Genomic DNA, 7,125 nt, shown 5'->3' with positions numbered 1-7,125 from the left:
CGCGATTGCCAGATCAGCGATATTCCCCGGCCTTGCCGGGACACCGGCCCGCCTTATAAGGCGGGTTTCGTGTTTCTGGGCTTCGATAGCTCCGTGCATCAAACCGGGCGCGAGTCGCCCGATTCGGCTAGAGTCGCGCTGTTCGCCTGTTCCGTCAACGCGATGTCCAGACGATCGTCAAATGATCGGCTGTTAAAAACTGTCGAAATGCGGGTGGCCTTCGATGACATTGTCGCCGAGGAAGGCGTGAGCGGCTCGGTCCCTGTCGAGGATTGGCCGGTCGGAAGCCATCTGTTCGCGCGGTTGCAGCTTGCGCTCTATTCGCGGGGTCCCACACTGCGCCGGCCGGCCTGTCGACGGCGTGCTCGGCACACACGCGTGGGGAGAGACATGTCTGGACCTGCGAAATGCCCAACCTGCGGAGGACGGCTCGAAGGCGTCGAACCGCAGCGGCTGCGCACGAGGGGAGCCTCCCCGACATCCCCGTCTTTCACCCACGAGCGGCGCTAGACACGACGCACATCCTCGCGCCGCCGCCCTCACGCACGGGGCTAGCTCGTTGAACGGGTCCGGGTCGCTGATCCCTGAGCGCCGCTAGTATGGGATCGCGTTAAAGTCGATCTTCCCGAAGCGATCCGTCTGATTTTGCAGGACAGCCTAATCGAAGTCGTAAATTTCGTCGTCCCCCCAATCGTCCGGATACTTGATCCTGAATAACGAGCCGGTCGAGGCCTACATTTCGTGGAAGCCGCGCCCGGAAGGCGCTGTCGGTCGCGGATTACCTGCCTACGGTTGACGCGAAGCCAAGTGCGCCGCCATTTCAGGCCCTCGCTCAAATCGCAAAATGCGCAAACCGGCGCCCCCGCGCCTCAGCCATCGGCGCGCCTCATGCCACGGCCGGGGCTGAGCGCTCGACCTCGGCCTCGGCGGCCGCCTTCATCGCTCTCGTCAGCGCCTCGTAGCAGGCTGCCCAAGCGGCGCGGACCTCGGGCGTGAAGTCGGGGCCAAGCGCCCCATCGAGCGTCTTGAGCAGCGCCACGCCGCCGATCTCGTATTCGTGCGGCCCTACGCCGTAGGCAACGTGCCTGCGGCCGAGCTCCCGCACCGTCGGCATCACCTCGTCGAGCCGGTCGAGATGGGCGATCGCGGTCGCGATCACCGCCATGATCTTGTGCCCTTGAGTTTCGATGTCGATCTTGAACAGCCGCCTGAGGCTCGGGTCGATGGCGAAGATGTTGTCGTAGAGCATGAGCCCCGCCTGATCGGCTATCGGGGCGATTTTGTCGAAGGTCTGGCGCACGAGCGCCTTTTGCGTTTCGTCCATAGCGGTCTTCCCTCATGTCGTGGCGCCTCTCGGCATGGCGGAGAATTAGCGCGGCTGACGAGGCGCTTCGTCTCAGCGCATGCAGGAACGAATCGCAGGGAATGCAAATCGCAGTTTGGCGGCTGACGGAGCGCGGCGTTTTCGCGCCGCGCCCGGTCGTCGGCTCCCGATCAGAACTTCGTGCCTTTTCGGGTCAGGACGATATCCTGGGTGAGGGTCTGGCCGGCTACGACGGTCAGCGTCGTGTGGAACACCGTACAATTGGGAGCCGAGGCGGAAAGCTCCACCGTTCCCGGCTGCAGGCCCGTCAGCACGTACGCTCCGCCCGCGCCCGACTTGACGGCGCCGCCCGGCTCGGCCGAGACGGAAGCGCCGTCGAGTCCGAACATGCCGCCATCCGTGTCTTCCTGGACGGTCCCGGAAATTGTGCCGAGGAGCTTGTAGTAAGCGATCGCCTGGATATCGCTGTCGGCGGGCGCGGAGAGAGTTGCGCCGGAAATGACGCCGTTGCTGTCCTGGAACCAGCCGACGAACTGGCCGAACCCGGCGATCTCCGGCTTGGCCACGATCACGGCCGCGGCGTTCGTCGGCACCACGGTCGACGTCGACGTCCACGGAACGCCGTCGACCGAGGCGATTGGCGTCTGGCCCGAAATCGGCGCGTTTTTGTCGACGGAGAAGGCGTAAGTGGTGACCTGATCCACGGGAGGGCCGACGCCGCTGAAATACCACGCGGTGGCGGAGAAGTCGTTGGACGGCACGGTCCAGGTCTGGGACGGCGGAGGCGCCGTCGGCACGAAGTAGATCTCGGAGTTTATGTTCCAGAACTCGAACGTGCACCCGGCCGGGTCGGGTTCCGTCAACGGAGCCGTGAGCGAGCCGATGGGCGCGCCTGACTGAAGCGGGGAGGTTTCCGGAGGCGGCAATTCCGGAATTGGCGACCCTGAAGGGAACAACGCGTACGAGACGGTCATATTTGTCATGTTGCAGTCTCCTTTTTGCTCGGACTCCCCCCGTGGGAAGTCGACTGGGTTCGGCCAGGTTGCATTCAATCGAGCGGCGGTGGCCGTCGCCGCCGCCCGAAGGCCCGTCAGCGGGCGGGGCGAACGCCGCGACAGCGACAAAAGGCGAGCGGGCGATTTACGAATGGCATCATGGCGATCTCCTCTTTGAGGTTGGCGCCGGGAAGTCTTGGCTCGCATCCGGGATACGCGCTTCGCGCCCCGCCATCGTCTCAGCGCATGCGGGATCGAGTCTCACCGCGCGCAAAATCGCGCGTCACGCCGGGCCAAGCGCGGAATGAGATTCGATTGTGCGCCCAGCAAGACGAACAGCGCTCGCCGCCGCGCAAACATGCCGCTGTCGCGGGGGTCCCGCAGTTTCAATCGTGAACGATGGAGGGCGGGCGATGTCGAAAACCAGAGTGTGGCCGAAAACGTCGGCGAACACCCCCGTCTGGCTCGTGACCGGCGCCAGCGGCTACCTCGCCTCGGAGCTTTGCCGGCGAATCAAGGCGGATCTGCCGCATGTCCATCTGATCGCGAGCGACGCGAAGCCTCCCGCGCACAAGGCGTTCGACGAATTCCTCGTCGGCTCTCTCGATGAGCCCGGCAACGAGGTCGTTCGGGAGATCGGCGGCAACAGGATCGATCTCGTCGTTCATCTGGCGGGCGTCGCGGTCGAAGGATGGTGCCACGAACACCCTATCGAGACTTGCGAGTCGAACATCCGCTCGGTCTACCTTCTGCTCGAAGCCGCACGGCGGAGCACGCGCGGGACGAGGTTCATCCTCAGCACGACGGAAAGGGTGTACGGGCGCGACGCATCCGCGGCGGATCCCTATTGCGAGGACGATCCGCTGCTGCCGAAGAACATCTATGAGACCTCGAAAGTCTGCGCCGATCTGATAGCGCAGTCCTACAGCCTCGCCTACGGTTTGCCGCTCGCGATCGTCCGCTTCTCGAACATCTACGGCGGGGTCGACCGCAATTCGTCGCGGCTGTTCCCCGCCGCGATCGAGCGCCTCGAGGCCGGGCTCGCCCCGGAGCTGCGACTGACCGCGGACGGGGCCGAATACACGCGCGACTTCATTCACATCTGCGATGTCGTCGATGGCGTGATGAAGGTGGCCGAAGGGCTGTTGGCGTCGGACCCGCGCGTCGTCGGCGAGGCCTTCAACATCAGCAGTGGCCGGGAATATCGCGTGAGAGACGTGCTCGAAGAGATCATCGCCGATTGCAAGCCGGGCGCGCGCTACCGCGAGGTCAAAGGCGGCGTCGACTATCTCGAGATCGTCAATCAGTGCGCAAGCAACGAGAAGATGCGACGGGTCCTCGGCTGGGCGCCGAAAGTCACCCTCACCGAGGGCTTGCGGAGGATGAGGGCTGCGCTGGCGGAGAGGTCCCGGCTTGCGAGCTAGCAAGAACCCAATCACGCCAATCGACGCGGGCTCGCCGCGCGGGCCCGCGGCGCGTTAGTTCCGGTCAACGGCCTGGCGGCGCATCTCGCAGGGGGTCATCCCGTAGGCGTCGCGAAACCGGCGGAAGAAGGTCGCGAGGCTATTGAACCCCCAGGCGAAGGCGATGTCGGTGACCGACCGCCCGCCAATCGGACTGATGAGCGCCGAGCGGCACTCTTCGAGGCGGCGCATCACGACGTATTGGGCAAAGCTCGCGCCGCTCGACTCGAACAGAAGATGGAGCTGCCGGACCGAGATCTTGAGCGCGGCCGCGGCGCGCTCGGACGACAGACGCGGATCGGAGAGATGTCGATCGATGTGGCGTTTGGCCTCTTCGAGCCGCGCGCGCCTGATCGCATCCTTTTGGTCCCCGGCGGCGGCGCCGCAAGCGACCGCCAGGAGCCGGCAGAAATTGTCGGCGACGACGTCGGCTTCGCGGTCGTCGAGCCCGTCGAGTTGGGCGCTGAGGGCCTCCAGATAGGACTTGATCATGGCCGCGAGCCCGCCCGCCGCCGAAAGATCGAGGCCGCGAGGACATCGGGAAACCGGCAGATGCGGTTCGACGAGCTTTCGCGGAAAGAACCACAGCTCGTGGTCAAAGCCGTGGCGCGGCTTGGCGTAGTAGGGAACCGTCGGATCCGCGACAATAAGGTCGCCCGGGGAGGTGAAGAATTCGCGGCCGCTCTGATCGATCTTCCCGCAGGCGCCGACCTCGCGATAGATGAAGACTTCGTTTTCATGGCTCACGCGCGCGACATCGCTAGGTCGGCGGGAAACCCGTAAGCCGTGGGCGCGATTGCGGATCCGGACGACAGATTTGCCGATCGAAGCGACGGACCTGCCGCTGAACGTTGACGGGTCGTCCTCGTCGCGTTCTACGGAGACCCCGACGTAGCTTCTGGCGATCCCGTCACGCCAATGAGCAAAGCGGTCGCTCTCAGGAATCCCATCGGTTGAGAGGACGATTTTTTGCACAGGCCCCTCCAAACATCTTTTCGCTCGCCATGGTCCAGCGACGCCAATAGGATCGGTTATAGGGGGAGTTCAGTCTGTGGATCGTCCCGCTGGGCGACGGGCGGCGTCTCATTCCGCGCCGGGCAACGGATGACGCCGTCGGGCCGATTCAAGTGGCGAGAGTCCTTCAGCGCCGGTAAGCCGCAGCCTTCATCGCGTTGGCGAGTTCGCCGTAGCAGGCGGTCCAGGCTTCGCCGATCTCGGGCGTGAAGTCGGGCCCAAGCGCCTGCTCGAGCATCCACAGGAGCGCCTCGCCCAACGCATCGTAGTCGGCGGGCTTGACGCCATAGTCGACGTGGCGGATGCCGAGGTCGCGCACCGCCGGGAGGATCTCGCCGGGCTGATGCAGATTGTAGACGACAACGGCGAGCATGGTCATGAGCTTGACGGCCTGCACGCGCATGTCGCCCTTGAACAGCGCGCGGAACTCGGGGTTGGCGGCAAAGAGCCGCTCGTAGAAGAGCGCGCCGGCGACCTCGGGCATGACCGCGAGTCTGGCGAAGGTGGCGCGGACCAGATCCTGCTGTACGGGGTTCACGATCGCCCTCCGTCCGTGGATGCGCGCAGAGCGCCCGGCCTCGCGCCGAACTCGCTCGCAAAGGCGCGATAGAAAGTCGCCATGCTGCTGAAGCCCCAGCCGAACGCGATGTCCACGACGGAGCGGCCGGTTCCGGTCGCCCCAGCGATCGATTCGCGGCAGCGGATGAGCCGTTGGCGAAGCACGTAGCGGGCGAAGCTCGTCCCGGTCGGCTCGAACAGCCGATGCAGCTGGCGCACCGAGAGGCCGACCGCGTCCGCAACCGAGGCGGGGCTCAGGTCCGGATCGGCGAGATGCCGATCGATGTGCCGTTTGACCTCGGCGAGCAGCGCCGCCTTCGCCTTGTCGCGGCCGGGTTCGACGACCTCCTCGGATGTCTCGCAGACCAGCGCGACGAGGCCGCAGACGTTGCGCAGCACGGCTTCGACGAGCGCGTCCGGCAAGAGTGGCGCCTGCGCGCCCGCAGCGTCCAGGGACGCGCCAAGCAGCGCGGCGACCGGCGAGGCGGCTGGCGCGCGGAACGGTCGCGGGATGCGCCCGCCCGCGACGAGAGGCGCGAGCGCCTCGCGCGGGACGACGAGCAGCTGGAATGCAGCGGCGCCCGCCGATTGCTCGTCGAACAGCCATTCGCTCGCGCTGACGCAAAAATCGCCGGGCTCGAACATGAGGTCGACCGGCGTGCTCCTTGGCGCAGCCTTCCAGAGGGAGGGGCGGCGGAAACGGCGGATGAAGAACGACTCGGCCGAATCCCGCTTGACGTCGGCGGGGGTCCGCCGCGCGGACTCGAGAGAGGTCTCTACATCGATGAGCGCAAAGCCGCCCGCGGCGTCGCCGCTCGCCCGAGCGCGGAAGGCGGCCTGGTCGGCGACCTCGCCGGGCGTGAAGCTGTGGGCGTATCTGGCGAATTCGTCGCGCCAAAGCCTCACGCGGTCATGAGGGGCAAGATCGTCCGTCGAAAAATGCAGCCGCATCCCTACCCCGGCCGGCCGATCGCCTCAGCTGGTTCAACTCTACGGAGGCCGTCCGAATTAAACAAGACGAGCGGCTCCGGTTTAACCTGATCGTCGGGAATGATCGGGATCGAGGCCAAGCAAACGAGCCGGAAGGCTCGGATCGCTGACGGGGCAGCATGGGTCGAACTGACGTGCTCGCAGTTAGTTTCAGCGACGTCCGCACTTGGCGCTCACGTCGCGTACGGGGCCCAAACAGGAAGGGCGGCAATGGGTCGGATATGACGCGTTCGCTATGTCGTCCCTGAACGGCAGAAATTTGCGCATTGCGGTCGCCCCGGGCATCGGCTTCGACCGACCGTTCAGTCTATAGTAGCGGGTGTCTGTCTTAATCGGATAGGCACGAAAGGAGGGAATATTCGCCCGAAATGCGGGGCGGCCGCACCCAGCGCCGACAAGGTGATTGCATATAAGCCCGCGAGGCGACGTCAAACCAGCTCGACGATCCGCCGTTGCGCGTCGGCGTGCGCGTCGATGTAGCGCTGGGTGGTCGAGAGCGAGGCATGTCCGGCCAGGAGCTGCACGTCTCGCAGCGACCCGCCGACGGTGCCGATCTTCCTGGCGGCGTTGGTGATGAAGCCGCGCCGTCCGCTGTGGCTCGAGCAGCCGTTGAAGCCGAGCGCCCGGTACCAGACGGCGAACAGGTTGACGATCGCCGCGGCGCTGGTCCGCCTGGCTCTTTCGGTGGTGACCACGTACGGCGACGCCCGGCCCCCGACCTGAGCCTTCTGGATCTGCACCAGCGCCGCCTTCAATTCCTTGTTCAACGGGATCGTCCGGC

General features: G+C 65.6%; 7 protein-coding genes. 1 reads left to right on the top strand and 6 read right to left on the bottom strand.

Features of this window, described 5'->3' with window-relative positions:
- Window positions 1–886 precede the first annotated feature (886 nt).
- Both ACLP25_RS00740 and ACLP25_RS00735 read right to left on the bottom strand, forming a co-directional pair.
- Window positions 887–1,324, bottom strand: coding sequence for a globin family protein (locus ACLP25_RS00740; RefSeq protein WP_442467337.1), 438 nt, complete (start codon window positions 1,322–1,324; stop codon window positions 887–889).
- Window positions 1,325–1,494: 170 nt separating this feature from the next.
- Window positions 1,495–2,307 carry a carboxypeptidase-like regulatory domain-containing protein gene (locus ACLP25_RS00735; RefSeq protein ID WP_442467336.1) on the bottom strand — a complete coding sequence of 271 codons (813 nt, stop codon included), beginning with the start codon at window positions 2,305–2,307 and terminating at the stop codon, window positions 1,495–1,497.
- 425 nt (window positions 2,308–2,732) lie between these two features.
- Between ACLP25_RS00735 and ACLP25_RS00730 the strand changes: the two genes are divergently transcribed.
- The gene (locus ACLP25_RS00730) at window positions 2,733–3,743 is read left to right on the top strand and encodes an NAD-dependent epimerase/dehydratase family protein (protein WP_442467335.1); all 1,011 of its coding nucleotides are present in this window, start codon (window positions 2,733–2,735) and stop codon (window positions 3,741–3,743) included.
- Window positions 3,744–3,797: 54 nt separating this feature from the next.
- On the opposite strand, the gene ACLP25_RS00725 is transcribed toward ACLP25_RS00730, so the two are convergent.
- The 4 genes from ACLP25_RS00725 to ACLP25_RS00710 all read right to left on the bottom strand — a co-directional run.
- Window positions 3,798–4,529 (bottom strand): helix-turn-helix domain-containing protein, encoded by a 732-nt coding sequence (locus tag ACLP25_RS00725; RefSeq protein WP_442467334.1) that lies wholly within the window; start codon window positions 4,527–4,529, stop codon window positions 3,798–3,800.
- Window positions 4,530–4,923: 394 nt separating this feature from the next.
- Entirely contained in the window at window positions 4,924–5,334 is a 411-nt protein-coding gene (locus ACLP25_RS00720; RefSeq protein WP_442467333.1) for a globin domain-containing protein, read from the bottom strand.
- A complete protein-coding gene (locus ACLP25_RS00715) occupies window positions 5,331–6,305 on the bottom strand; it encodes a helix-turn-helix domain-containing protein (protein WP_442467332.1) in 975 nt (324 codons plus the stop codon). The genes ACLP25_RS00720 and ACLP25_RS00715 overlap by 4 nt, the downstream gene beginning before the upstream one ends.
- A gap of 467 nt (window positions 6,306–6,772) precedes the next feature.
- Window positions 6,773–7,125 (bottom strand): tyrosine-type recombinase/integrase (locus tag ACLP25_RS00710; protein ID WP_442467331.1); only part of this gene is annotated, 353 nt, incomplete at its 5' end.

It is taken from the genome of Roseiarcus sp., from assembly GCF_052145395.1.
In the GTDB taxonomy this organism is placed as follows: Bacteria; Pseudomonadota; Alphaproteobacteria; order Rhizobiales; family Beijerinckiaceae; genus Roseiarcus.
Note: the sequence above shows the minus strand (reverse complement) of the source record. Positions and strands in the feature narration are given on the sequence as shown.